Annotated in this window: 19 protein-coding genes and 1 tRNA gene; 6 read left to right on the top strand and 14 right to left on the bottom strand. The window is 70.0% G+C overall.

The window, feature by feature from the left end; all coding sequences use genetic code 11:
• Positions 1 to 1,043: acyl-CoA dehydrogenase family protein (locus VNW53_RS01730; protein ID WP_325553207.1), on the bottom strand; the 1,043-nt coding region annotated here is incomplete at its 3' end.
• A gap of 74 nt (positions 1,044 to 1,117) precedes the next feature.
• Here VNW53_RS01730 and VNW53_RS01725 point away from each other — a divergent pair.
• From VNW53_RS01725 to VNW53_RS01715, 3 genes are read left to right on the top strand one after another with little or no spacing between them, the layout of a single operon-like run.
• Complete coding sequence (locus VNW53_RS01725) at positions 1,118 to 2,338, top strand: CoA transferase (protein WP_325553206.1); 1,221 nt, start codon at positions 1,118 to 1,120, stop codon at positions 2,336 to 2,338.
• Position 2,339: 1 nt separating this feature from the next.
• The gene (locus tag VNW53_RS01720; protein WP_325553205.1) at positions 2,340 to 2,909 is read left to right on the top strand and encodes an AAA family ATPase; all 570 of its coding nucleotides are present in this window, start codon (positions 2,340 to 2,342) and stop codon (positions 2,907 to 2,909) included.
• 45 nt (positions 2,910 to 2,954) lie between these two features.
• Complete coding sequence (locus VNW53_RS01715) at positions 2,955 to 3,989, top strand: hypothetical protein (protein ID WP_325553204.1); 1,035 nt, start codon at positions 2,955 to 2,957, stop codon at positions 3,987 to 3,989.
• A gap of 50 nt (positions 3,990 to 4,039) precedes the next feature.
• Here VNW53_RS01715 and VNW53_RS01710 read toward each other — a convergent pair whose 3' ends face one another.
• The 4 genes from VNW53_RS01710 to VNW53_RS01695 form a co-directional block, all read right to left on the bottom strand.
• Entirely contained in the window at positions 4,040 to 5,368 is a 1,329-nt protein-coding gene (locus tag VNW53_RS01710) for an amino acid permease (RefSeq protein WP_325553203.1), read from the bottom strand.
• A 28-nt stretch (positions 5,369 to 5,396) separates the two neighbouring features.
• On the bottom strand, positions 5,397 to 5,813 hold the full coding sequence (locus tag VNW53_RS01705; protein WP_325553202.1) for a Zn-ribbon domain-containing OB-fold protein: 417 nt from the start codon (positions 5,811 to 5,813) through the stop codon (positions 5,397 to 5,399).
• A 2-nt stretch (positions 5,814 to 5,815) separates the two neighbouring features.
• Positions 5,816 to 6,991: a thiolase domain-containing protein gene (locus VNW53_RS01700; protein WP_325553201.1), complete on the bottom strand. Its 1,176-nt coding sequence runs from the start codon at positions 6,989 to 6,991 to the stop codon at positions 5,816 to 5,818.
• Between the two features lie 188 nt (positions 6,992 to 7,179).
• Positions 7,180 to 8,646 (bottom strand): AMP-binding protein, encoded by a 1,467-nt coding sequence (locus VNW53_RS01695; protein ID WP_325553199.1) that lies wholly within the window; start codon positions 8,644 to 8,646, stop codon positions 7,180 to 7,182.
• 234 nt (positions 8,647 to 8,880) lie between these two features.
• Between VNW53_RS01695 and VNW53_RS01690 the strand changes: the two genes are divergently transcribed.
• Positions 8,881 to 8,970 (top strand) — tRNA-Ser (locus VNW53_RS01690).
• A 249-nt stretch (positions 8,971 to 9,219) separates the two neighbouring features.
• Here VNW53_RS01690 and VNW53_RS01685 read toward each other — a convergent pair.
• The 9 genes from VNW53_RS01685 to VNW53_RS01645 all read right to left on the bottom strand — a co-directional run bounded on the left by VNW53_RS01685 (position 9,220) and on the right by VNW53_RS01645 (position 20,512).
• Entirely contained in the window at positions 9,220 to 9,480 is a 261-nt protein-coding gene (locus VNW53_RS01685; protein WP_325553198.1) for a hypothetical protein, read from the bottom strand.
• Between the two features lie 95 nt (positions 9,481 to 9,575).
• On the bottom strand, positions 9,576 to 11,243 hold the full coding sequence (locus VNW53_RS01680; protein ID WP_325553196.1) for a hypothetical protein: 1,668 nt from the start codon (positions 11,241 to 11,243) through the stop codon (positions 9,576 to 9,578).
• Positions 11,244 to 11,388: 145 nt separating this feature from the next.
• Complete coding sequence (locus tag VNW53_RS01675) at positions 11,389 to 11,736, bottom strand: winged helix-turn-helix domain-containing protein (protein ID WP_325553195.1); 348 nt, start codon at positions 11,734 to 11,736, stop codon at positions 11,389 to 11,391.
• A gap of 6 nt (positions 11,737 to 11,742) precedes the next feature.
• Positions 11,743 to 13,209, bottom strand: coding sequence for an efflux transporter outer membrane subunit (locus tag VNW53_RS01670; RefSeq protein ID WP_325553193.1), 1,467 nt, complete (start codon positions 13,207 to 13,209; stop codon positions 11,743 to 11,745).
• Complete coding sequence (locus VNW53_RS01665; RefSeq protein WP_325553191.1) at positions 13,206 to 14,429, bottom strand: efflux RND transporter periplasmic adaptor subunit; 1,224 nt, start codon at positions 14,427 to 14,429, stop codon at positions 13,206 to 13,208. Before VNW53_RS01665 ends, VNW53_RS01670 begins: the two co-directional genes overlap by 4 nt.
• Positions 14,419 to 17,649, bottom strand: coding sequence for an efflux RND transporter permease subunit (locus tag VNW53_RS01660; protein WP_325553189.1), 3,231 nt, complete (start codon positions 17,647 to 17,649; stop codon positions 14,419 to 14,421). Before VNW53_RS01660 ends, VNW53_RS01665 begins: the two co-directional genes overlap by 11 nt.
• Before the next feature lie 150 nt (positions 17,650 to 17,799).
• Positions 17,800 to 19,137 carry a HAMP domain-containing sensor histidine kinase gene (locus tag VNW53_RS01655; RefSeq protein WP_325553187.1) on the bottom strand — a complete coding sequence of 446 codons (1,338 nt, stop codon included), beginning with the start codon at positions 19,135 to 19,137 and terminating at the stop codon, positions 17,800 to 17,802.
• A complete protein-coding gene (locus VNW53_RS01650; protein ID WP_325553185.1) occupies positions 19,127 to 19,804 on the bottom strand; it encodes a response regulator transcription factor in 678 nt (225 codons plus the stop codon). Before VNW53_RS01650 ends, VNW53_RS01655 begins: the two co-directional genes overlap by 11 nt.
• Positions 19,805 to 19,888: 84 nt before the next feature.
• Positions 19,889 to 20,512, bottom strand: a complete 624-nt coding sequence (locus tag VNW53_RS01645; RefSeq protein WP_325553183.1) for a hypothetical protein — start codon at positions 20,510 to 20,512, stop codon at positions 19,889 to 19,891.
• 267 nt (positions 20,513 to 20,779) lie between these two features.
• Here VNW53_RS01645 and VNW53_RS01640 point away from each other — a divergent pair, with 267 nt between their 5' ends.
• Both VNW53_RS01640 and VNW53_RS01635 read left to right on the top strand, forming a co-directional pair.
• Positions 20,780 to 21,358, top strand: coding sequence for a TMEM175 family protein (locus VNW53_RS01640; protein ID WP_325553181.1), 579 nt, complete (start codon positions 20,780 to 20,782; stop codon positions 21,356 to 21,358).
• A 259-nt stretch (positions 21,359 to 21,617) separates the two neighbouring features.
• The gene (locus tag VNW53_RS01635) at positions 21,618 to 22,244 is read left to right on the top strand and encodes a M23 family metallopeptidase (RefSeq protein ID WP_325553179.1); all 627 of its coding nucleotides are present in this window, start codon (positions 21,618 to 21,620) and stop codon (positions 22,242 to 22,244) included.
• Positions 22,245 to 22,518: the final 274 nt, after the last annotated feature.

The following is a 22,518-nucleotide window of genomic DNA, read 5'->3' as shown; positions in this document are numbered from 1 at the left end:
CCCATGGCGCCGAAGGCCTGCATGGCCCGGTCGACGGTCTCATAGGCCATCTCGGTGGCGTACCACTTGATCATCGATATCTCGTTGCGGACATCGAGGCCGCGGTCGAGCTTCCAGGCGCAGTGGTAGGTCATCAGCCGCGTGGCGTGGATCTTGGTCGCCGCCTCCGCCACCCAGAACTGGATCGCCTGGCGCTCCGAGAGCGGCAGCCCGAAGGTCTTCCGCTGCGGGGCGTAGGCCACCACCATGTCCAGCGCCCGCTGCGCCATGCCCACCGACCAGGCGGCCATCTGGATGCGCCGGGTGCCGAGCCGCGTCTGCATCGGCGCGAAGCCTGCGCCCTCCTGGCCGAGCAGCTTCCAGCCCTCGACCCGACAGTCCTCCAGGGCGATCTCGTAGGTGTAGGACCCGCCGATCATCGGGATGCGCCGGAGCACGTTGAAGCCCGGCGTGCCCTTGTCCACCAGGAAGGCCGAGATTCCGCCGCGCGCCCGCTTCTCCTGGTCGGTCACGGCCATCAGGATGGTGAAGTCGGCGTCGGCCGCCCGCGAAATCCAGATCTTCCGGCCGTTAATGACCCAGTCGTCGCCGTCCCTGACGGCCTTGGTGGTCATGCCGGCCGGGTCAGAGCCCGCGCCCGGCTCGGAGATACCGATGGCCGAGACCGTCTTGCCGGCCACGTAGGGCGCCAGGTAGGCGGCTCGCTGCCGTTCGTCGACCGTCTGCATCAGCATGCGCAGGTTCGGGCTATCCGGCGGCAGGGTGTAAGGCGTGACGCAGCGCCCGATCTCCTCCTCGACGCCGACCATGGCGGTCATCGGCAGGTCCGAGCCGCCGACATCTTCGGGTGCGTCCAGGCCGAACAGGCCGAGCTCGCCGGCGACCTTGTCCAGCCGGGCGTGTTCCGTCGGGCCGATGCCCAGGCCGCCGCCCTCGGCCTCGCGGGCCAGCACCGCCGGCTCCAGCGGCATCAGCTCGTCCTTCACGAACCGGGCGACCAGCTCCTTGAGCATCCGGTGCTCTTCGGCGAGTTCGAAATCCATAGAGGCCCTCCCCCGCGTCTCTTGATCTTTGTAGGGTGATCTTAACGACCGGAACCGGGGAGGGGATAGATCACGTGGCGGAAGCTAAGCGATTGGCGGGCGAGGCCACCGGGCCGCTGGCGGGGATTCGCATCCTCGACCTGACCAGCGTGGTCAACGGCGCCTATGGCACCCAGCTCCTGGCCGACCAGGGCGCCGACGTCATCAAGCTGGAAGATCCCGGCAGCAATCGCGGCGACGGCGGCGACATCATGCGCTGGGCCGGCCACGTGCCGGAAGGCGCGCCGCGCGACCTCGGCCCCATCTTCCTGACCATCAACCGCAACAAGCGCTCGATCGTGCTCGACATGAAGCAGGAAAGCGCCAAGCGTGCGGTCCGGCGGCTGATCAAGTCGTGCGACGTGTTCGCGGCCTCGGTCCGCTACGAAGGGCTGAAGCGGCTGGGGCTGGCCTATGAGGACGTCGCCGCGATCCGACCCGACATCGTCTATGTGCACGCCGCCGGCTACGGCTCCGACGGGCCCTACGCCGGGGAGCCCGCCTACGACGACCTGATCCAGTCGGCCTCCGGCTGCGCCGACGTCCTGCCGCGGACCGACGGGAACCCGACGCCGCGCATCCTGCCCACCCTCGTGGCCGACAAGGTCTCCGGCCTGTTCCTGAGCCAGGCGGTGACGGCCGCCCTGCTGCATCGCGCGCGCACCGGCGAAGGCCAGTTCGTCGAGGTGCCGATGCTGGAGTGCGTAACGAGCTTCCTCTTGGTCGAGCACATGTACGACCAGACCTACGATCCGCCGACCGGCCAGTGGGGCTACACCCGGGTGGTCAATCCCAACCGCAAGCCGTTCAAGACCAAGGACGGCTACATTGGCCTGCTGCCCTACACCGACAAGCAGTGGGACCAGTTCTTCGAGGCCGCCGGCATGGGCGAGACGATCGCCAGGGACCCGCGCTTCTCCGACTACTTCACCCGCATGAAGCACATCAGCGAGCTCTACGGCCTGGTGGAGCAGGCGGCCGCCACCAAGACCACCCAGGAGTGGCTCGACGTGCTCAAGCCCCTGTCGATCCCGGTGGTGAAGACCAACCGCCTGGACGACCTGCCCGAGGACCCGCACCTCAAGGCGGTGGAGTTCTTCCAGACCTTCCAGCACCCCGAGCTTGGCCGCTACGTCGCCATGCGCCCGCCGGTGAAATTCTCCAAGACGCCGGCCAACATCCGCCGCCACCCGCCCCGCTTGGGCGAGCACACCGCCGAGGTGCTGGCCGAGGTGAGCGAGGGCGAGGAGGCGTGAGGTGCGCCTGGTCGTCGTCGGTACCTCGGGGTCGGGCAAGACGACCATGGCCAAGGCGCTCTCCCGCGCGCTCGGCCTGCCGCAAGTGGAGTTGGACGCCCTGAACTGGCAGCCGGGCTGGCGGGCGCTTTCCATAGACGACCCCGACGAGTTCTTTCGCCGCGTCGCCGCGGCCGCCGCCGCGGAGGCCTGGGTCATGGACGGCAACTACACCAAGGCGCGCGAGGCGCACTGGTCCAGGGCGACCGCCTTCGTCTGGATGGACACCGCCAGATGGGTGGTGATGCGCCAGGTCGTCTGGCGGTCGTTCAACCGCGCCGTCACTAAGCGCGAGCTCTGGCCGGGGAGCGGCAACAGGGAGCTCTTCGGCAAATGGTTGGAGAAGGAGCATCCCATCCGCTGGGCCTGGGACACTTGGCTGTCGAACCGGGCGCGATACGAGCAATGGTTCGTCGGTGGAATGTTCGAAGGCCGGCCGGTCCATCGTGTCACCAACTCGCGAGAGGCGAAGCTGCTCATTGAGCGGTTGACCGCGGAGGTCCGCTCTTCCCGTTTGGCCGGAGCGGCCTAAACTGATCCGACGTCGGGCGAAGACCCGAGGGCTGGGAGGACCGCCATGAGCCTGCGCGCGCTCGCGTTTGCTGTTTCCACTGTCGCCTGGCTGGCGGCCGCGCCGACCCTGGCCCAGGGCCCGAAGGCCTATCACGCGCCGCGCACCGCCTATGGCCAGCCGGACCTGCAAGGGGTGTGGACCAACGCCACCATCACGCCGCTGACGCGCGACGCCAAATACGGTGAGCGTAACGTGCTCACTAAGGCCGAGGCCGACGCGGCCGAGGCCGCCACCCGCGCCCAGGTGGCCCGCGCCGATGCGCCGACGCCGGCGACCTTGAAGGTGACCGAGCTGAAGAACGCTGACTGCGGGCCTGACGGCATCTCCGGCTTCAACTGCGGCTACAACCAGGGCTGGAAGGATCCGGGCACCAGGCTGATCGATATCAACGGCGAGAAGCGCGCCTCGATCATCACCTCGCCGGCCAACGGCCAACTGCCGCCGCGGATCGCCTCGGCCGCAGGCCCGCGCCGCGCGGGCCGCACCGACAACCCCGAAGGCTTCAGCCTGGGCGAGCGCTGCCTGCTCTCGTTCGGCTCGTCCGCCGGGCCGCCGATGCTGCCGCTGATGTATAACAACACCTACCAGATCGTGCAGTCCAAGGACGAGATCGCCATCGACGTGGAGATGGTCCACGACGTGCGCCACATCCACCTGACGGGCGGCCACCTGCCCGCCAGCATGAAGGTCTGGATGGGCGACTCGGTCGGCCACTGGGAAGGCGACACCCTGGTGGTCGAGACCACCAACATGCGCCCCGAACAGGGCCTGCGTGGCGGTTCGCCCAATCAGAAGGTGATCGAGAAGTTCCGCCGCATCGGGCCGAACTCGCTGTCCTACCAGTTCACGGTGTCGGACCCGGACACCTATGCCGCCCCGTTCTCGGGCGAGGTGCAGATGCGAACGACCAAGGGGCAGGTCTACGAATACGCCTGCCACGAGGGCAACTACGCGCTCACCGGCATGCTGGCGGGGGCGCGGGCGGAAGAGAAGAAGCAGGCGGAGGCTGGCGGCGCGGCGAAGAGCGGCGGGGAGTAACTCCATCCTCCAGGGCGCAATGGCCGCGGACGTTGTGGACGGCTGCGAGCCTAGCGGCGCCGGAGCGAGCGATACAGAAGGGCGGCCGCCGCCATCGCCCCCATGCAGAAGGCGAGTTCGATCGGCTTGGCCGAGGCGATGAGCGCGACGCTGGCGCAGATGGCCACGACCGCGGTGAGCCGCGCGCCCCACCTGCGGCCGGGCGTGAGGGTCCCCGACAGCCGGAGCAGCGAGCCGCTGGCCAGAATATAGCTGTATAGACTGAGCAAGACCGCCATGTTCGCCAACACTGCGAACTGCTGTCCCAAGGTCGGCGAGGCCGTGGCGACCGCCAGCGTGCTCATCAGTCCGCCGATGGTCAGGAGATTGATCAGCGAGACCCGCTCACCGGCCCGCGTGCGGAAGAGGCTGGGAAAGACGCCGGCGTCGGCGCCGCTGCGGCTGGTCTCACTGGCCACCAGGGTCCAGCCGGTCAGGCAACCCTGGGCGCGCAAGAGCGCGCAGACCGCGATCGCGCCGCCCAGGCCCAGGCCCAGCGTCGCCTGTCCGGCCTGCGCGAACGGGGCGGCGGACTTCGCCAGCGACGCGGCCGGCACGATGCCCATCAGGACGCTGCAGGCGCTCACGTAGAGGATCGCCACGACACCGATGCCGATCAGGCTGGCGCGCGGCACGTTGCGCGCCGGATTGCGCACCACGCCGGCCGTCGCAGCTGCGCATTCCACCCCCAGGAAGGCGAAGAAGGCGTTCAGCGCCGAGGGGCCGACCGCCGCCGGCAGGCTGAGTCCCTGCGGGTTCCAGGAGGCGAGGAAGACCGCCGGGTGAAAGGCGAACCACCCAAGGGTCGCGGCGATCCCGACCGGCGCCAGGCCCACGGCCAGCGTCAGGCCCTCGACCCGCGCCACGGCCCTCGGGCCGACCCACGCGGCGGTGACGCTCAGCCAGATCGCGGCCAGGGTCAGGAACAGCCTCGGCCCGGCCGCCGCCACCGAGGGCGCGAGATAGCCGATGGCCCCGGCCACCGCGACCGCGATCGGCACCGACCCGATCCAGCAGGACGCCCAATAGGCCGCCGCCGTCTGGACGCCGAAGAAGGGGCCGAGCCCGGCCTCGACATAGGCCGGCAAGCCTTTGGCCTGCGGCGCCACGCCAGCAAGCCAGGCGAACACCCCGGCGACGGTCAGGGCTGCGGCGGTGGCGGCGATCCAGCCCAGGATCGAGATCGAGCCGACGGCGGCGAGGCTGGCGGGCAACACGTAGATGCCGGAGCCCACCATGCTGCCGGCGACCAGGGCGGTCGCGCCGAACAGCCCGACTGAACCGTGGTGGGCGGCGACCCGCGGCGGAAGCGGAAGATCGCTGGTTTCGGCGGCGGCCATGCGGTGTCCCCCGACCGAACCGCGCGCTTCAGGCCGGCGCGAACACCGGCGCCGGCGGCCCCCCTTCGGTCGGCTGGAACTTGACCCTCACCTTCATGCCGATGGCAAGCCCGTTCGGCGCCACGTCCACGAAGTTGGTCAGCACAGCCGGGCCTTCGTCCAGGGTCACATAGCCGATGGCGTAGGGGCCGGTCGGCGAGCGGTGCATGACCGAGTAGGTGTAGATCACACCCTCGCCGGGGCTCTCCTCCCAGACCGTTTCGCTGGACGCGCAGAACGGGCAAATGGCCCGCGGGTACCAGTGGGCCTTCTGGCAATCTACGCAGCGCTTGATCAGGAAGCGGCCTTCCTTCGCCGCATCCCAGAAGGCCTGCGTCTCGACGTTGACCACCGGCGCGGGGATCGGCCGGGTCATCGCGGCGTTCGGATCGCGTGGTTCCGACATGCTCAAGCCTCCCGTTCCAGGATCACCGTCGCCGAGCCGTGGCGCGTGCCGAGCGAGCCGCCCGTGCCGTGCGCGATGGCCAGGTCGCAGTTCTTCACTTGCACCTTCGGGTGCGCCTCGCCGCGCAGTTGGCGCACCGCTTCGATCACCTTGGTGATGCCGCCGCGGTTGGTGGGGTGGTTGTTGCACAGGCCGCCGCCGTCGGTGTTGAACGGCAGCTTGCCGACGCCTGAGATCAGGTTTCCGTCGGAGACGAACTTGCCGCCGTCGCCCTTCTTGCAGAACCCCAGGTCCTCGAGCTGCATCAGCACGGTGATGGTGAAGCTGTCGTAGATCGAGGCGTATTTGATGTCGGCGGGCGTCACCTCGGCCTCCTCGAAGGCCCTAGGTCCGGACCAGACGGCGCCTGAGTGGGTCAGGTCCAGATCGAGCCCGCCGCGCGGGCCTTTCGGCGCCTCGCCAGCGCCCATGACCCGCACCTTCGGGCGGTTCAGCGACCTCGCCACCTCCGGCGAGGTGACGATCAGGGCGCCGCCGCCGTCGGTCACCACGCAGCAGTCCAGCAGGTGCAGCGGGTCGGCGATCATCCGCGAATTGACCACCTGCTCGACGGTGACCACGTCCTTCAGGAACGCATGCTCGTTCCATTGGGCGTGGTGCGAGGCGGCGACCTTGATCCAGGCCAGTTGCTCGCTGGTGGTGCCGTACTCGTACATGTGACGCATGGCGCACATGCCGTAGGTGTTGTGGGTCGAGCCGCCGTAGATGTTCTCGAAGCCGGCTTCCGGGGCGGGCTCGCCGAAGCCGCCGCCGCGTCCGCCGCCGCCCCGCGCCTGCCGCGGCCGGCCCGCGAGCGTGATCAGCGCCACCTGGCACTTGCCGGCGGCGATCGCCTCCGCGGCGTGCCCCACATGGACGATGTAGGACGAGCCGCCGGTCTCGGTGGAGTCCAGGTGGCGGACGTTCTTCAGCCCCATGTAGTCGATCATCGAAAGGCCGCCGAACCCCGGCGCGTCGCCGGCGCAGAAGTAGCCGTCGACATCGTCGAAGCCGAGGCCCGCGTCGGCAAGCGCGCCCCGCGCGCACTCGGCGTGCAGTTGCGGCGTGGAGGTCGACGGCGCGTCGCGGAGCGGATGCTCGAACGCGCCCATGACATAGGCCCTGCCCTTGATGCTCATGATCCTCCCCGAAATATCGGCCTCGAATATGCCAGCGGCTTAGCGCGGCCCTCCCCTCAGTGTCATCCCGGAAAGCCGCGAAGCGGCGTGTCCGGGCCCCATGGACACGAAGCTCTCCGGATCGCCGCACTGCCGGCGCTCATGGGTCCCGGTCTTCACATGCCGCGAAACCGGGATGACACGGCGCGTCAGGCCTCCGCCTTCAGCCGCGCATCCCGCAACGCCGAGCGCCGGACCTTGCCCGCGTCGTCGCGCAGCGGCTCGTCGACGAATTCGTAGGACCGCGGCTGCTTGTAGCTGACCAGCCGGCCGGCGAGGTGGGCCTTCAGGTCGTCGGGGTTCACCACGCCTTTGGCCTGGACGATGGCGTGGATGCGGTTTCCGAGGTCGTCGTCCGGCAGGCCGATCACCGCCACCGACTGCACCGCCGGATGCTCCTCCAGCGCCGCCTCGATCTCCGCCGGATAGACGTTGGAGCCGCCCACCAGGATCATGTCGGTTCGACGGTCGGCGAGGTAGAGATAGCCGTCCTCGTCGAACCAGCCGATGTCGCCCAGGCTCTCCCAGCCGCCCTCCATCACCTTGGCGGTGGCCCCGATGTACTGGTAGGTCGGCGGCGCGCCTTCCGGGCGGCGCATATAGATCTCGCCCACCTCGCGGGGGCCGAGGTCGCGGCCGTCCTCGCCCACCGCCTTCATCTCGCCCACGGTCACCTTGCCCACCGAGCCGCGATGCTCCAGCCACTCGGCGCCGGAGATGATGGTCACCGCCTGGGCCTCGGTGCCGGCGTAGAGCTCCATCACCACCTCGGGTCCGATCCAGCGGATGAAGGCCTCCTTCAGGAACGCCGGGCAGGGCGCCGCCAGGTGCCAGAGGGTCTCCAGGGACGACAGGTCGTACTTCTCCCGCACCGCGTCCGGCAGCCGCCAGATCCGGTTCATCATGGTCGGCACCACATAGACCCAGGTGGCCTTGCGCGCCTCGATCTCGGCCAGCGTCGCCTCGGGGTCGAACTTCGGCATCACCACCAGGTGGCAGCCCTGGGAGATGGCCGCCATCATCATGCCGAAGCCGGCGTTGTGATAGAGCGGCGCCGGCAGCACGGCGACGGAGTCCGCCTTCAGCCGCCAGCCGCCGATCTCCGGCGTCTCCGCCAGCGTAACCCCCGGCTGGCCGGACAGGATCAGCTTCGGCCGCCCGGTCGACCCGCCCGACGTGGGCGCCTTGGAGACCGGCGCGATGGCGTCGGGCAGGTCGGCCTCGTCGTCCGCCCGCGCGGCGATGTCGGCGACGGTGACCAGCGGCCGGTCGATCTCATGCTTGAAGTCGGCGATCACGATCGGCGTCTTCGCCAGGTCCATGATCGCCTCCAGCTCCCCCTTCGGCAGGCGGAACGACACCGGCTGCGGCGTGGCCCCCAGCTTCCAGATCGCATAGCAGGCCTCGACGAAGCCGATCCCGTTGGGCAGGCCCAGCGTCACCAGGTCGCCCGGCTTGACGCCCAGCGCCGCCAGGCCATGCGCCAGGCGATTGGTGCGCCGGTGCAGCGCCGCGTAGGTCAGGGTCGCCTCACCGCTCGACACCGCCGGGGCGTTGGGCTGGAAGCGGGCGTGCTGGGCCAGCTTCGCGCCCAGGGAAATCATCTCGTCGGCCATGGCGTCGTCCCAATGTCCGGGGCGTCGCGCGCGCCGGGGCGTGAAATCGTCGGATCCGCCCAATGATCGGCGGGCGGCCACCTTCCCCGTCGCCCGCGCTTTCGGCAAGACAATGGCGCCCGCAAGGCCCCGGTTTCGCCGGTTGAACCGCGCGCTTGCGCGGGCGGGGTCGGATGAGTAGGTTCCGCGCCTCGCTCAGCGGGCCCCCTGTTCCAGGGCCCCACGCCGGCTTCAGGAGAGGTGGCTGAGTGGTCGAAAGCACCGCACTCGAAATGCGGCGTGCCTTTACGGGCACCGTGGGTTCGAATCCCACCCTCTCCGCCACGGCCTAGAAAGGCCAGCCTCCCCGGCAGACGCGCGGGCCGCCATGAGATCCAAGCCGACCCTTGCCGGTTCGGCGGCGCGTTTTGGGTCTCAACGCCGCTCGTTCCGGTGCAGGCCGGGACCCGGATGGAACGGCTCGGACGCGGGGTCCATCGGCTCTGAGCGCGCGCCCAGCCAGCCGCAGGGCTATGGGACCTGGTTCCAGGCTTTCGCGGGGATGAGCAGTGGAAAAAGCGAGGGGCCGCGCCCTCAGGCGAAGGGCAGCTTGAGCCCCGGGCCGTAGATCCAGCCCTCGGCGATGTAGAAGCCGGTCTCCACGCTCGGCGCGCCGACCGGGCCCCAGATCCAGCCATTGGCGACCCAGTGGCGGGTGTCCATGTCGGCGGCGCCGTCCGGGCCCCAGATCCAGTTGTCGGCGATCCAGAACTTGCCGTTCTGCGCCGCCTGGCTGCTGTAGATCCAGCCGTCCTGGATCCAGGCGACGGGGAGGATCTTTGCGTTTCGCGTCACCCGAGCCTCGCCCATGCGCCTCGATATCCGGCCAGCCCGGCCCGAACCTCATGGATGAGGCGAGCTTGGCGGTCACGCGCCCCTGCCGGACGCCGCTACGGGAACGGATAGTAGCGGAAGCTCGTGAAGACCATGTTCTCGCGGGCCTGCGGGGCGCCGCCGACGCCGGCGAAGGCGTTGCGCTCCACATGGGAGTACTGCAGGCCGACGCGGGCCTGGCCCCAGGCGCCGCTATAGAACTTGTCCCAGAAGCCGACGCTGAGCTCCTTCAGCGTCTGGGTGTTTCCGGTGCAAGGGAGGGCCGAGCCTTCGATCTCGCAGCCGGTGTTCACGAACAGCGGGTTGCCGTAGCCGATGGCCCCGAAGGCGGCGCTGTCGTCGCGCTCCTGGCCGGCGTAGGCCCACAGGTCGAGCGCCTTGGTGGCGTGCACGACGCCGCCCACCAGGACGATGCTTTCGCGGATCGGCTGGATGCGCCCGTCCGGGGAGAAGGTCACGTCCGGAAGCTGGCCTGAGGCGTAGCGGCCGATGCCGCGGCCCCAAAGGCCCGAGGCCTGGAGATCGAACAGGCCGGGAAGGACCTGCAGGGTGACGCCGGCCCCGACGCCGCCGCCCCAGACGTCCTTGTTGCTGAAGGTGGCGAGCCGTTCGTAGAAGTCCCGGGCTAGGCCCAGGACCTCGGCGTGCAGGTGGTGGCCGGCGATATCCTCCTCGACCGCGACCTTGGCCACGACGTCGGGGACGTGGTTGAGCGACTGGGTGGCGGCGACGCCGGTGTTGGTGGCGCCGGCGAAGAAGCCCTGGCCGTTGTTGATGGTGTTGATCACCCCGGCCGGCACGGTCCCGGTGAAGGTGGTCTGCGGGTTCTCGGCCGAGACCGAGATCCACAGGTGCTTGTCCATCAGGTCCTTGGTCAGGCGGACGATCGGCTGGCGCGTCCAGGTGAAGCCCACATGGTACTGGCCGTCGATGGTCAGGGGGAGGACCTCGCTGCGCGGCGTGATCCCCTTGGAGTCCAGGGTGACCAGCGAGAAGGTCTGGCCGGCCAGGAAGTGCCAGCCGCTGTCGGCCCAGTCGATGGTCCCGTAGAGGTGGCGGATCCGCGGGACGTAGGAGTTGGTCTCGTTGGAGTTGGAGGTCTGGGCCGCGCCCTGGAAGTCGAACTCGCCATACATGGCCAGCGTGACGTCCGGGTTGGGCTTGCCCTCCACCAGGGCGGAGAGCCGGGTCTGGCGCGGCGTGAAGAGCGTTTCCGCCAGATGCCCCTGCCGCGTCTGCGGGAAGGGGACGGTGTTGAGCGCGGTGGAGATGTCGTTGGCGGTGTTGTGGTCGCGGTAGATCGCGGCCGCCTCGAGGAAGCCGCCGGGGGTGATCTTGACCCCGCCGACGTAGATGCCGTCGATCGGCCGCTCCCTCTTCACCTCGGCCGCGACCTGCGCCGGAATGGTCTTGATCTCCTCGTCGCGAGCGGCGGCCAGCTCCGTGCGGGCCGACCTGGCCGCGGCCTCCGCGGCGTCGGCGCGGGCCGAGGCGGCCTGGACCTGGGTCTGCAGCGCCAGGCGCGCGGCGGTTTCCGCCGCCAGGTTGTCCTTCAGGGCCTGCACCTCGCCGGCCAGCGCCGCCATCCGGTCGTCGACCGCGGCGTGGGCGGCGGTGTGATGCGGCTTCTTGTGGTGTGGCGCCGCCTGCGCCCGCGGTGCGGCGCCGAACGCCAGGATTGCAGCCAAGGCGCCGCCATGCAGCAGCCAGTCCCGAGCCCTCATTGCGATCCTCCCTCTATGTCCCGCCCGTGGAATGGCGAGGGATGCGTGCAGCCCTGGTGGTCATCCCTCTTAGCACGTAAACGGACGACTTGGGATGGGCGACGGCGAAGCAACCGCCCGGGGAGCGGCGTCCGGGAGAAGGCCGCTACTGCGCCTCGGCCCGCGCCAGCGCTTCGAGCACTTCCAGGTCGCGCGCCACGGCTGCGGCGCTGTTCGCCTGGATGGCCCGGAAGCGCGCCACGACGGCGTGTCCAAGCGCCGTCAGATGGGCGCCGCCGCCGTCACGGCCGCCCTTGCGGGCTTCCAGGAGCGGGGCCTTGAACATGCGGTTCAGGTCGTCCAGCAGGGCCCAGGCCCGCCGGAAGGTGAGGCCGTGGGCGCGGCCCGCCGCGGTGATCGAGCCCTTGGCGTCCACGAGTTCGAGCAGGCGGATGGCGTCGCCCCCGATCCGGGCCTCGGAGTTCAGCTCGATCCGCAGGACGAGGCGGGCCATGGCCGGCTAACGGGGCGCGGACGCGGCGGGCGTCGCGGAGGCGACGGCCCTGGCGCTCGGCAGGTCGCCCGCCGTCCAGCCGCCGCCGAGGGCGCGGACGAGGTTGACGCTGGCCTGCAGGCGGCGGTCCTCGACCTCAATGCCGACGCGCTGGGCCTGCAGGTCCGCGGCCTGGGCGGTGACCACCTCGAGGTAGTTGGCGGCGCCTTCCTGATAGCGGGCGAGCGCGGTGGCCTCGGTCCGTTTCGCCGCCTGGATCGCCGCCGACTGGTTGTCCGCCTCGACGGCGAGATTGTTGAGCACCGCCAGATTGTCCTCCACGTCCTGGAAGGCGCGCAGCACCTGGGCCCGATAGGCGGCGCCGGCTTCGGCGAATTGGGCGCGGGCGGCCTCGACGCGGGCCTTGCGCAGGCCGCCGTCGAAGAGGGTCATGGCCGCCTGCGGGCCCAGCAGCCAGTAGGCGTTGCCGGGCGCCAGCAGGTTGGCGAAGGCGGTGCTCTGCCAGCCCCAGTCAGCGGCCAGGTCGATCCGCGGGAAGAAGGCCGCCCGCGCTACGCCGATGCGGGCGTTGGCCGCCGCCGCCCGCCGCTCGGCCGCCGCCACGTCCGGCCGCCGCTGCAACAGGGTCGAGGGCAGGCCGGTGGGGACGTTCGGCAGGTCCAGGCGCACGGTCGCGGCGGGGACCGAGAAGCTGGAGGCCGGCGCGCCCACCAGGCTCGCTATGGCGTGCTCCACGAGCGCGCGCTGGGCGGCGAGGTCGGCGACCTGGGCGCGGGTCGACTGGAGCTGGGTTTCCGCGCGGCTGACGTCGAGGTCGGACACCAGGCCCTCGGTGAAGCGGTCGTGGGTGATGCCGTAGGCGCGCTCATAGGCCGCCACGGCGTCGTTCAGCAGGGCGGCCTCGGCGTCCAGGCTGCGCAGGCGGACATAGTCGTCCGCGAGGCTGGCCTCCAGGCTGAGGCGCACGGATTCCAGGTCGGCGGCGCTGGCCTGGGCCTCGGCCCGACCGGCGGCGACCAGGTTGCGGACCCGGCCCCAGAGGTCGAGCTCATAGTCCGCCGCGACGCCCACCCCGTCCGCCGAATAGTTGTTGGGCTGGTTCGAGCCGCGCAGGGGGCGGTTGTTGGATTGCCGGTCGCGGGTGATCTGGGCGCCGCCGCCGATGCTCGGCAAGCCATAGGAGGCGGCCTCCTGGGCCAGGGCGCGGGCGGTGTCGTAGCGCGCCACAGCCTCGGCGAGCGTCGGGCTCTCTGCCTGGAGCTGCGCCTCATAGCGGTCGAGCAGCGGGTCGCCGTAGGCTCGCCACCAGGCGCCGCGCGGCGCCTGATCGGCCGGGGCGGCCTCGGTCCACGGGCCGGCCTCCTTGAAGGCCGCCGGGACGCTGACCTCCGGCGCACGGTAGGCCGGGGCCAGCGAACAGCCGGCCAGGGCCGCGGCCGACGCGGCCGTCAGGAGCGCGCGAAGCGGCCTCATCCGCGGCCCGCCGGCGGCGGCGTGGCGATGCGCACCTTCTCACCGTCCTCCAGGGAATCCGGCGGGTTGTCGATGACCCGCTCGCCGGCGCCGAGGCCCGTGGCGATCTCCACGCTGGTTCCCAGGTCGTGGCGGATGGTGATGTAGCGGATATGGGCGCGGCTTTGGGCGTCGACGACGCCGACGGCCAAGCCCTTCTGGCGGAACATCAGGGCGCTGCTCGGCAGGCGCAGGGTGGCGGCCCCCGAGGGCGCCAGCCTGAAGGCGGCCTGGGCGTAGTCGCCGGGCTTCAGCGCCGGGTCGGGGTTGTCGATCTGCAGCTCGGCCAGCAGCGCGCCGGACTGGGCGCCGACCGCCTCGGACGTGCTGGCGAGCCTGGCCGTGAACTGGCGGCCGGGAAGCTCCGGCACCGTAACGCTGGCCGCCATGCCCGGCGTCAATTGCGCGGAATAGACCTGCGGCACGTGGACATAGATGCGCAGGCGGTGGACGTCGGCGACGGTGAACAGGCCCGGATCGTTGGGGGTCCCGGCGGCCACCAGCGCGCCCACATGGGCGGTGCGGGCCGTCACCACGCCGTCGAAGGGCGCGACGATGCGCTTGAAGGATTCCAGCGCCTGCAGCCGGTCGACATCGGCCTTGGCCGCCTGGACGTCCGCGGAGCGTTCGACGAAGTCGCCGGTCTTCTCGTCGGTCTCCTGCTGGGAGACGGCGTTCTTGGCCAGGAGACGGCCCCAGCGGTCGGCGGAGGTCTTGGCGACGCCCTGCTTGGCCATGGCGGTGGCCAGCGCCGCCTTGGCCTGGGCGAGCTGCTGGTCGAGGTCCGGCGTGTCGATGTCGGCCAGGAGCTGGCCGGCCTTCACATGGGCGCCGATGTCCACGTCCCACTTGCGGATATAGCCGCTGACCCGCGGATGGATGGCGGCCACGTCGTTGGCCTCGACGTCGGCCGGCAGGACCAGGGGCTCGGCGGAGGTATCCGCCGTGGGCGCGATCAGGTCGACGGTGGAAAGCGCCGCGGCCGCGGCGGTGGTCTTGAGCGAGGCCCTGGCGACGCCGCGGGTGACCACGCCGGCCGCGACGGCGACGGCGGCGATGGCGAGCGCCGCCAGGCCCGCCGGCTTCAGCCACCGCAGCCGTCCGTGGCGCAGCGCCTCGGGGGTGCAGTGGTCGTTCGCCGCCGCCTCGCCGGCAGGGCGCGTCGGCGTATCAGACGGCATAGGCTTCTCCTGGGTCCGCGCCGCGGTCCGGGGCGGGGTTCTGCGCCGGGGCCGGCGCCTTGCGGTGAACGAGGCTGAAGACGACCGGCACGAACAGCAGCGAGGCGCAGGTCGCGAAGACCAGCCCGCCGATCACCGCGCGGCCCAGGGGGGCGTTCTGCTCGCCGCCTTCGCCGAGGCCCAGCGCCATGGGCGCCATGCCGATGATCATCGCCAGCGCCGTCATCAGCACCGGGCGGAAGCGGGTGAACCCGGCCTCCAGCGCGGCCACCAGCCCGTCGCCGGTGGCGGCCAGGCGCTCGCGGGCGAAGCTGACAACCAGGATCGAGTTGGCGGTGGCCACGCCCATGCACATGATCGCCCCGGTGAGCGCCGGCACCGACAGCGGCGTGCCGGTGATGAACAGCATCCAGACGATCCCGGCCAGCGCCGCCGGAAGGGCGGTGACGATCACGAACGGATCGGCCCAGGACTGGAAGTTCACGACGATCAGCAGGTAGATCAGGATGATCGCCCCGACGAGGCCGAGGCCCAGGCCGATGAAGGCAGAGTCCATGGTGCTGACCTGACCGCGCAGGCTGACCGTGGCGCCCTTCGGGGCGTCCTTGGCGGTGGCCTTCAGCACCCCGCGGATCGCCTTGGCGACCCCGCCGAGGTCGCTGCCCTGGGTCGTCGCATAGATGTCGAACGAGGGCTGGATCGCGTAGTGCGAGACCACCGCGTCCGCGTCGCCCCGATTGAGCGTGGCCACCCCGCCCAGGATCTGCCGGTCGCCCGCCTTGCCCGCGCCGAGCGGCATGTTCTCCAGCTTGGAGAACGAATCGACGTCCTGCTGCGGGCTCTGGATGACGATCGGGTAGGAGACCCCGTTCCTGGGGTTCAGCCAGAAGGCCGGCGAGGTCTGGAAGCTGCCGGCCAGTGAGGTGACCATGGTGTTGGTCACGTCCCGCTCCGTCAGGCCCAGGCGGTCGGCCTCGGAGCGGTCGACGGCGACGTTGAGCTGGGGATAATGGGTCGACTGCTGGAGACGCACGTCGGCCAGGCCGGGGATGGCGCGCAGCTTCTGCAGCAGTTCGCCGGCGTAGGCCTCGTTCCGCGCCCGGTCGGGCCCGGCCACCTGGACGTCGATCGGCGCCGGCGCTCCGAAGTTCAGGATCTGGCTGATGATGTCGGCGGGCAGGAACGAGAAGACCGAGCCCGGGAAGCGCTGCGGCAGGGTGCGGCGCAGCTCCGCCATGAACTGCGCGGTCGGGCGGTGGTGTGCGGCCAGGGTGATGTAGATGTCGCCGTCCTGCGGGCCGATGCCGCCGGTGTTGGAATAGGCGCGGTTGATGCCGCTGACCGGCAGGCCGATGTTGTCGACCACGGTCGAAAGCTCGTTGGGCGGCACGACCTGGCGGATCGCCTGCTCGACGCGGTCGAACTCCGCGGCGGTGTCCTCGAGCCGGGTCCCCACCGGCGCGCGGACGTGCAGGATCATCGCGCCGGAGTCGATGCTTGGGAAGAAATTGGACCCCAGCATCGGCATCAACAGGAACGATGCCGCCACGACGGCCATGAAGCCCAGCAGGAACTTCGGCCGATGGGTCAGGGCCAGGGCCAGGACGCCGCGGTAGCCGTCGCGGATCCTGGCGAAGCGCGTCTCGAAGGCATGCTGGAAGCGGATGAGCGGATTGCGCGAGCCCTTCGCTGGCGCGCCGCCGTGCGACTCCATCAGATATTCGACGTGGCCGCCGTGGTGGGCCTTCAGCAGGTACATGGCCATGGTCGGAACCAGCGTCCGCGACAGGACGAAGGAGGCGATCATCGCGAACATCACCGCCTCGGCCATCGGCACGAACAGGAAGCCCGCGACGCCCTGCAGGAAGAACATCGGCACGAAGACGATGCAGATGCAGAGCAGGGAGACGAAGGCCGGGGTGACGATCTGGGCGGCGCCGTCGAGGATGGCGGTCTTGACGTCCTTGCCCTGCTCCAGGTGCCAGTTGATGTTCTCGATGGTGACGGTCGCGTCGTCCACCAGGATGCCGACCGCCAGCGCCAGGCCGCCCAGCGTCATGATGTTCAGCGTCTGGCCCAGCGCCGACAGCGCGGCGATCGACGACAGGATCGCCAGGGGAATCGAGGTCGCGATGATCACCGTCGAGCGCCAGGAGCCCAGGAACAGCAGGATCATCAGGCTGGTGAGCGCCGCGGCGATCACGCCTTCCTTGACCACGCCGGAGATGGCCGCCTTCACGAACAGCGACTGGTCGTTGAGGAGCGCGATGTGCAGCGAGGGCGGCAGGGCGGCCTGCAGCTTCGGCAGCAGCGCCTTCACCCCGGAGATGATCGAGAGCGTCGAGGCCGAGCCGCTCTTCAGCACGCTCATCAGCACCGAGCGGCGGCCGTCCACGCGAACCTCGTTGCGTTGCGGCGGATAGCCGTCGCGCACGTGGGCCACGTCGCGGATGTAGATGGTGGCGCCGTCCACCGTCTTGATCGGCAGGTCGTTCAGCGCATCGACCGCCTCGGGGCTGTTGTTGAGCTTCACGAAATATTCGAAGGACCCGACCTTCGCCGTGCCCGCCGGGATGATCTGGTTCTGGGCGGCCAGCGCATTGGCCACGTCCTGCGCCGACAGCCCCTTTGACTGCAGCGCCACCGGATCGAGGTCGATCTGGATCTGCCGCTCCTTGCCGCCGTAGGGCGACGGGATCGACGTGCCGGCCACCGACGCCAGGGCGGGGCGGATCAGGTTCTGGCCGGTGTCGAACAGCGCCTGCTCGCCCAGCTTCGGGCTCGACAGCGCGAGCTGCAGGATGGGCACGGTCGAGGCGTTGTAGTTGAGGATCTGCGGCGGCGTGATGCCGGGCGGCAACTGCTTCAGCACCGTCTGCGAGAGCGAGGTCACCTGCGCCGTGGCGGTGCGGATGTCGACGGTCGGCTGGAAGAAGATCTTCACGATGCCGATGCCGGGAAGCGACTGGCTCTCGATGTGCTCGATGTCGTTGACCGAGGAGGAGAGCTGCCGCTCGTAGTAGTAGATCACGCGGCCCGACATGTCGTCCGGCGGCAGGCCGCGGTAGGTCCAGACCACGGCGATCACCGGGATCCGGATCTCGGGGAAGATGTCCGTCGGCGTACGCAGCGCCGCCAGCGGACCCAGGAGCAGGATCAGGATCGCCAGGACGACGAAGGTGTAGGGACGCCGCAAAGCGAGCCGCACGATCGCCAGCATCCAGGACACTCCGCGGTTGAACGCGCCGGTCCCTCTCCACCGCACGGTGGAAGGCCTGACGCGCAGCGGACCCTAGTGGGATGAACGGCCTGATCGAGTGAATAAAATTTCACCACGATGTAGGGAATTTTCCCTCGCGAAATCCAGATCTTAGGCCGTCGTTCGGCAATCGATGATCACCCGCAGCCCGGGGGCGGAATCCTGCAGTTCCAGGCCGAAGCGATGCAGCCGCACGATCGCCGCCACGATGCTCAGGCCCAAGCCCGAGCCGGGCGTCAGTTGGTCGCGCTCGCTGCGGTAGAAACGCTGCAGGACGGCGGTCCGCTCGTCGGCCGCGACGCCGGGACCGTTGTCCTGCACGATGATCCGCGGGCGTGCGCCGGCGGCGTCCAGTTCGAGCCGGACGCGACCGCCCGCGCCGGTGAACTTGATGGCGTTGTCGACGAGGTTGCTGACCGCCTCGAACAGCAGCTTGGGGTCGGCCTCGACGACCACGGCGGGGGCGGCCGAGACCGAGAGCTGCACCCCGGCCTCGTCGGCCAGCGGCTGGTAGAGCTCACCCGCCTGTTCGACGATCCGGCCCAGGTCGGTGGCGGCGAAGCCGGCGCTGCGGGCCCGGCTCTCGATCTCGGAGATGCGCAGGATGGCGATGAACCGCTCCAGCACCTCGTCGAGCTCGGCGGTGACGCGGCCGATGTCGGCGGGATCGACGCTCGGCGACTGTTCCAGCCGATGAAGCTGGGCGCGGGCGCGCGTCAGGGGCGTGCGCAGGTCATGGGCGATGGTGTCGCTGGAGGTCTTCACCTCGGCCATCAGCCGTTCGACCTCGCCCAGCATGTAGTTCACCGTGCCGGCGAACATGTCGAGCTCGTCGCCGTGGCCGCTGGAGGGCATGCGCCGCTTGAGGTCGCCCGCGGCGATGTCGTGGCCGGCGTCCTGCAGCGCCCGCAGCCGGCGCAGGGGGCCCATGCTGAGCGCCACGCCGCAGGCCAGGCCGGCGACGATGATGAACACCCCGCTCCAGATCAGCGCCGAGGCGAGGATCCGCCGGATCTCGCGGAGCTGGTTGATGTCGCGTCCGACCACCAGGATGTCGCCGGAGGGCAAGCGTCGGGCGAGCAGGCGCGCGCTCGCCGGGAACTCGGCCGTGGCGGCGATTTCCACGGGCCGCCCGTCCGGCTTCAGGCCGGGCGGCAGGGCCGGCAGGTTGCCCGTCAGCCTGGCGCCGTCCGGCGTGAACAGGGCGAAGACGCTGGCGCGGCCATTGACGATCAGGGCGTCGTTGATCGTCTGGCTGAGCGCCGAAGGCGGCAGGGTCATCTCCGCGCTGGCCTGGGCGGCCAGGATGCGGTCGACGCGCTCGGTCAGGTAGACGGCGGACCGCACATAGACCAGGGCCAGCAGGGCGACGGCGCCGGTGGCGAACAGCAGACCGTAGAGCAGCGAAAGCCGGAAGGTCGTCGTCCGCCAGACCTCGCTAAGGCGCATACAGCATGTAGCCCTGGCCCCGCTCGGTTCTGATCAGCGGCAGGAGGCCGGGGCCGTCGATCTTCCTGCGCAGCTTTCCCACGTGCACGTTGATGAGGTTGGTGCCGGGGTCGAAATAATACTCCCAGACCTTCTCGAAGATCATCCGCCTCGTCAGCAACTGGCCGGCGTTGCGCATCATGAACTCCAGGAGCTGGAATTCCATGGGCAACAGCTCGATGCGCCGCTCGCCGCGGATCGCCTCGTGCTTGACGAGATCCAGCTCCAGGTCGGCGACGCGCAGCCGCACCTCGGCGCCGGAGGTTCGGCGCCGGCGCAGCAGCACCTCCAGGCGCGCCACCAGCTCCTTGGGCGAAAACGGCTTGATCAGGTAGTCGTCGCCGCCGGCGCGCAGGCCGTCCACGCGATCGTCGACGTCGCTCAAGGCGCTGACCATCAGGACCGGGGCCTCGGAGCCCGCGTCCCGCAGGGCCTTGATCAGGTCCAGGCCGTCGAGGCCCGGCAGCATGCGGTCGAGGGTGATCGCATCGAACCGCTCGCTCATGGCCGCCTCGAGCCCGGTGGGCCCGTCGAACCGCTTCAGCGACTCGAACCCGCTGGCGGTCAGGCAGGCCGCGATCTCGTCGGCCGTCGCCGGGTCGTCCTCGATCACCAGGATCCTAGGCACGGGAAAACCGGATTTGAGGCTGGCGATGTCGAGGACATGCATGACCGGATATCGGTCTCCGACCCCGTGCGAGGGCCCAGCCCCTCATTGCATGACATGTTGCGACGCGAACAGGGCGGAATCCAGGCTGGCGACGCATTTCGCAAACCCGCCGTTGATCGGATCGTAGCCCAGGCGCGCGCAGGCCATCTGCTCACGCCGACGGACCTCGCCGAAGGAGGCGTTGAAGTAGGACCCGGCCGGCGTCGCCAGGCCGGCGGTGTCGAACCGCGCCGCGGCCGCATCGGGCGCCGGGGCCCCGCGGTCGGCGACCGTGGACAGTTCGCACACCGCAAGCTTCGGGTCGCCGGCCGTAAGCCCCTTGCCGAGGCAGGCGTGGCGGGCCTCGTCCAGCGCGGCGCCCTGCGCGCGGCCCTGGCTGAGCGCCAAGGCGGAGCTGGAGAGGTTGGCGACGCAGTCGGACGAGAGCCCGATGCCGGCGGGAATGCCCATCACGGAGCGGCAGATCTGCTGGACCTGGCTGAGTTGGCGCGGCGCGAGGTCCGACGGATTGTAGGGCCCCGCCGAGGCGCAGCCTGCGACGCCGGCGATAGAGGTGACGCCGATCAACAGGCTGGCCGCGACGCGGCGGATCGTCCTGGACGAGCCGCCGATCCACGCACGGCCTTGGGGGGGTGGGCCGCCCGTGGATTGGGATGGTTGGAACATGAAGGGGGTCGCCGATTTGAGGAGTTCAATTGGCCGGACGAGGCCGCTGAGCGACCTGAAAAATATCGGCCGGGCCGGGGGCGGCCAGTGAAATATCTTTCACCGGCGCCATACGGTTTTGGCCCGGGCGCGGGCGCCGCCCGACCTTGATCGCGCCCGAGACCGGGGTGAGCGCCCGGGCCCCCGGATCGCGTCTCGACGGAACCGAGGATGACGGCGGCGGGATGGACGCCCTAAGGTCCGTCGTCGAGCGGGGGAGCTTAGCTGATGGGCAAGGAGCGGCTGGCGGCGTTCAGCGACGGGGTGGTGGCGATCATCATCACCATCATGGTGCTGGAGCTGAAGGCGCCGCGGGGCGCGAGCCTTGCGGACCTGATTCCCGTCCTGCCGGCGTTCCTGAGCTATGTGCTGAGCTTCATCTACGTCGGCATCTACTGGAACAACCATCACCACTTCCTGGCCCTGGCCCGGTCGGTGACGGGGCCGATCCTGTGGGCCAACCTGCACCTGTTGTTCTGGCTGTCCGTGGTGCCCTTCGCGTCGGCCTGGATGGGCGAGCACAGTCTGGCGACCGTCCCGGTGGCGCTCTACGGCGGCGTCCTGTTCATGAACGCGATCGCCTTCACCCTGCTGACGGCCCTGCTGGCGCGCCACGAGGGGCCGGACTCGGCCCTGGCCCGGGCGCTCGGCCGCGACCGCAAGGGCAAGGCGTCGCTGGCGCTCTATGCCGTGGCCATCGGGTTGGCCTTCGTCCAGCCGGTGGCCTCGCTGGCGCTCTATGTGGTGGTGGCGGCGATCTGGTTCATTCCCGACCGGCGGGTCGAACGGATCATGGGCGCGTCCTGACCGGCGTCGCGGCTCGCCAGCCCCCGCGGGCGACCACCCCGGAGTGTGAACCGCCTCGCCACATCGAAGTCAAATTCCAATGGTTTGAGAACGCCCGCGCCATGATCGCCGCCGATCCCGACCTTCGGAGCGATCGAATCTGAATTCCTGCCCGGACCGGTAAAGACACCCCGTAATGAAATTTGCGTCTGAACTCACAGCGACGGTCGCTAGACATCCAATCCAGACCCACCTCCCCCGCAGAAGCTTTGCTGTTCTGATGATCGGGATCGGCGCAGCCATCGTCTCCCTCGGCATCGCCGAAGCGGCGGTCCGCGCGGAAACCCTGGACGGACACCCCCTTTCCACCGCCCCGGCCTCCGCGCCCCCGCCGGCGGCCCTGACCGTCAGGACCCGGCTCGTGTGGGAAGGCGCCGACCTGGACGGCGACGGCCGGGCCGACATCGCCAACCCCACAGGCCAGGCGCCACGCGGCGAGGACGCCTATGGCGAGGGCCGCTTCCACGCCTCGCGCGACGGCGGAGCGCGGGACCATGAGGGCGTCGACTACATCGCGACCGCCGGCCAGACGGTGGACGCGCCGATCAGCGGCTATGTCACCAAGATCGGCTTCGCCTACCCCGACGACCAGACCCTGAAGTTCGTCGAGATCGAGAACCCCGCCCTGCACCTGACCGCGCGGGCCTTCTACGTCGATCCGGACGTGGCGGTGGGCGACACCGTCGCCGTCGGCCAGCCGATCGGCCATGCGCACAGCCTGCAGCGCCGCTATCCCCTCGGCATCACCGACCACATCCACCTGGAGATCGCCGAGCGGGGGCGCAAGGTGGACGCCGAGACCCTGATCGCCGCCCGTGTCGAGACCGACCGGATCGCCGCCGACTGACCGTCGACGGCCGCTTGTCAGGCCGTCCAGAACATCGTTCATTGACCGCCGAAGCGAGCTCGGGGAAACGGCGTGGCGGCGATAGGCATCAAGGCGGCGCCTCGGCCCGTGACGTTCGGCAACGGCGTCGTGGTGCTGTTGGCCCTGGCGATCTTCATCAACTACGTCGACCGCGGCAACCTGGCGACCGCCGCCCCGCTGATGAAGGATGAGCTGCATCTGTCGGCCAGCCAGCTCGGCCTGCTGCTCTCGGTGTTCTTCTGGACCTATGTGC

The organism is Phenylobacterium sp., assembly GCF_035569475.1.
In the GTDB taxonomy this organism is placed as follows: Bacteria; Pseudomonadota; Alphaproteobacteria; order Caulobacterales; family Caulobacteraceae; genus Phenylobacterium.
The sequence above is the reverse complement of the archived record's forward strand: the minus strand, read 5'-3'. Positions and strand labels throughout refer to the sequence as shown.

Bases quoted from the DNA above. Each gene is read 5' to 3' on its own strand.
- VNW53_RS01695 (WP_325553199.1), bottom strand. From the start codon at position 8,646: ATGGCCGACGAGATGATTTCCCTGGGCGCGAAGCTGGCCCAGCACGCC.
- VNW53_RS01660 (WP_325553189.1), bottom strand. From the start codon at position 17,649: ATGCTGGCGATCGTGCGGCTCGCTTTGCGGCGTCCCTACACCTTCGTC.
- VNW53_RS01635 (WP_325553179.1), top strand. From the start codon at position 21,618: ATGATCGGGATCGGCGCAGCCATCGTCTCCCTCGGCATCGCCGAAGCG.
- VNW53_RS01715 (WP_325553204.1), top strand. From the start codon at position 2,955: ATGAGCCTGCGCGCGCTCGCGTTTGCTGTTTCCACTGTCGCCTGGCTG.
- VNW53_RS01655 (WP_325553187.1), bottom strand. From the start codon at position 19,137: ATGCGCCTTAGCGAGGTCTGGCGGACGACGACCTTCCGGCTTTCGCTG.
- VNW53_RS01665 (WP_325553191.1), bottom strand. From the start codon at position 14,429: ATGCCGTCTGATACGCCGACGCGCCCTGCCGGCGAGGCGGCGGCGAAC.
- VNW53_RS01640 (WP_325553181.1), top strand. From the start codon at position 20,780: ATGGGCAAGGAGCGGCTGGCGGCGTTCAGCGACGGGGTGGTGGCGATC.
- VNW53_RS01700 (WP_325553201.1), bottom strand. From the start codon at position 6,991: ATGAGCATCAAGGGCAGGGCCTATGTCATGGGCGCGTTCGAGCATCCG.
- VNW53_RS01645 (WP_325553183.1), bottom strand. From the start codon at position 20,512: ATGTTCCAACCATCCCAATCCACGGGCGGCCCACCCCCCCAAGGCCGT.
- VNW53_RS01710 (WP_325553203.1), bottom strand. From the start codon at position 5,368: ATGGCCGCCGCCGAAACCAGCGATCTTCCGCTTCCGCCGCGGGTCGCC.
- VNW53_RS01705 (WP_325553202.1), bottom strand. From the start codon at position 5,813: ATGTCGGAACCACGCGATCCGAACGCCGCGATGACCCGGCCGATCCCC.
- VNW53_RS01675 (WP_325553195.1), bottom strand. From the start codon at position 11,736: ATGGCCCGCCTCGTCCTGCGGATCGAGCTGAACTCCGAGGCCCGGATC.
- VNW53_RS01670 (WP_325553193.1), bottom strand. From the start codon at position 13,209: ATGAGGCCGCTTCGCGCGCTCCTGACGGCCGCGTCGGCCGCGGCCCTG.
- VNW53_RS01680 (WP_325553196.1), bottom strand. From the start codon at position 11,243: ATGAGGGCTCGGGACTGGCTGCTGCATGGCGGCGCCTTGGCTGCAATC.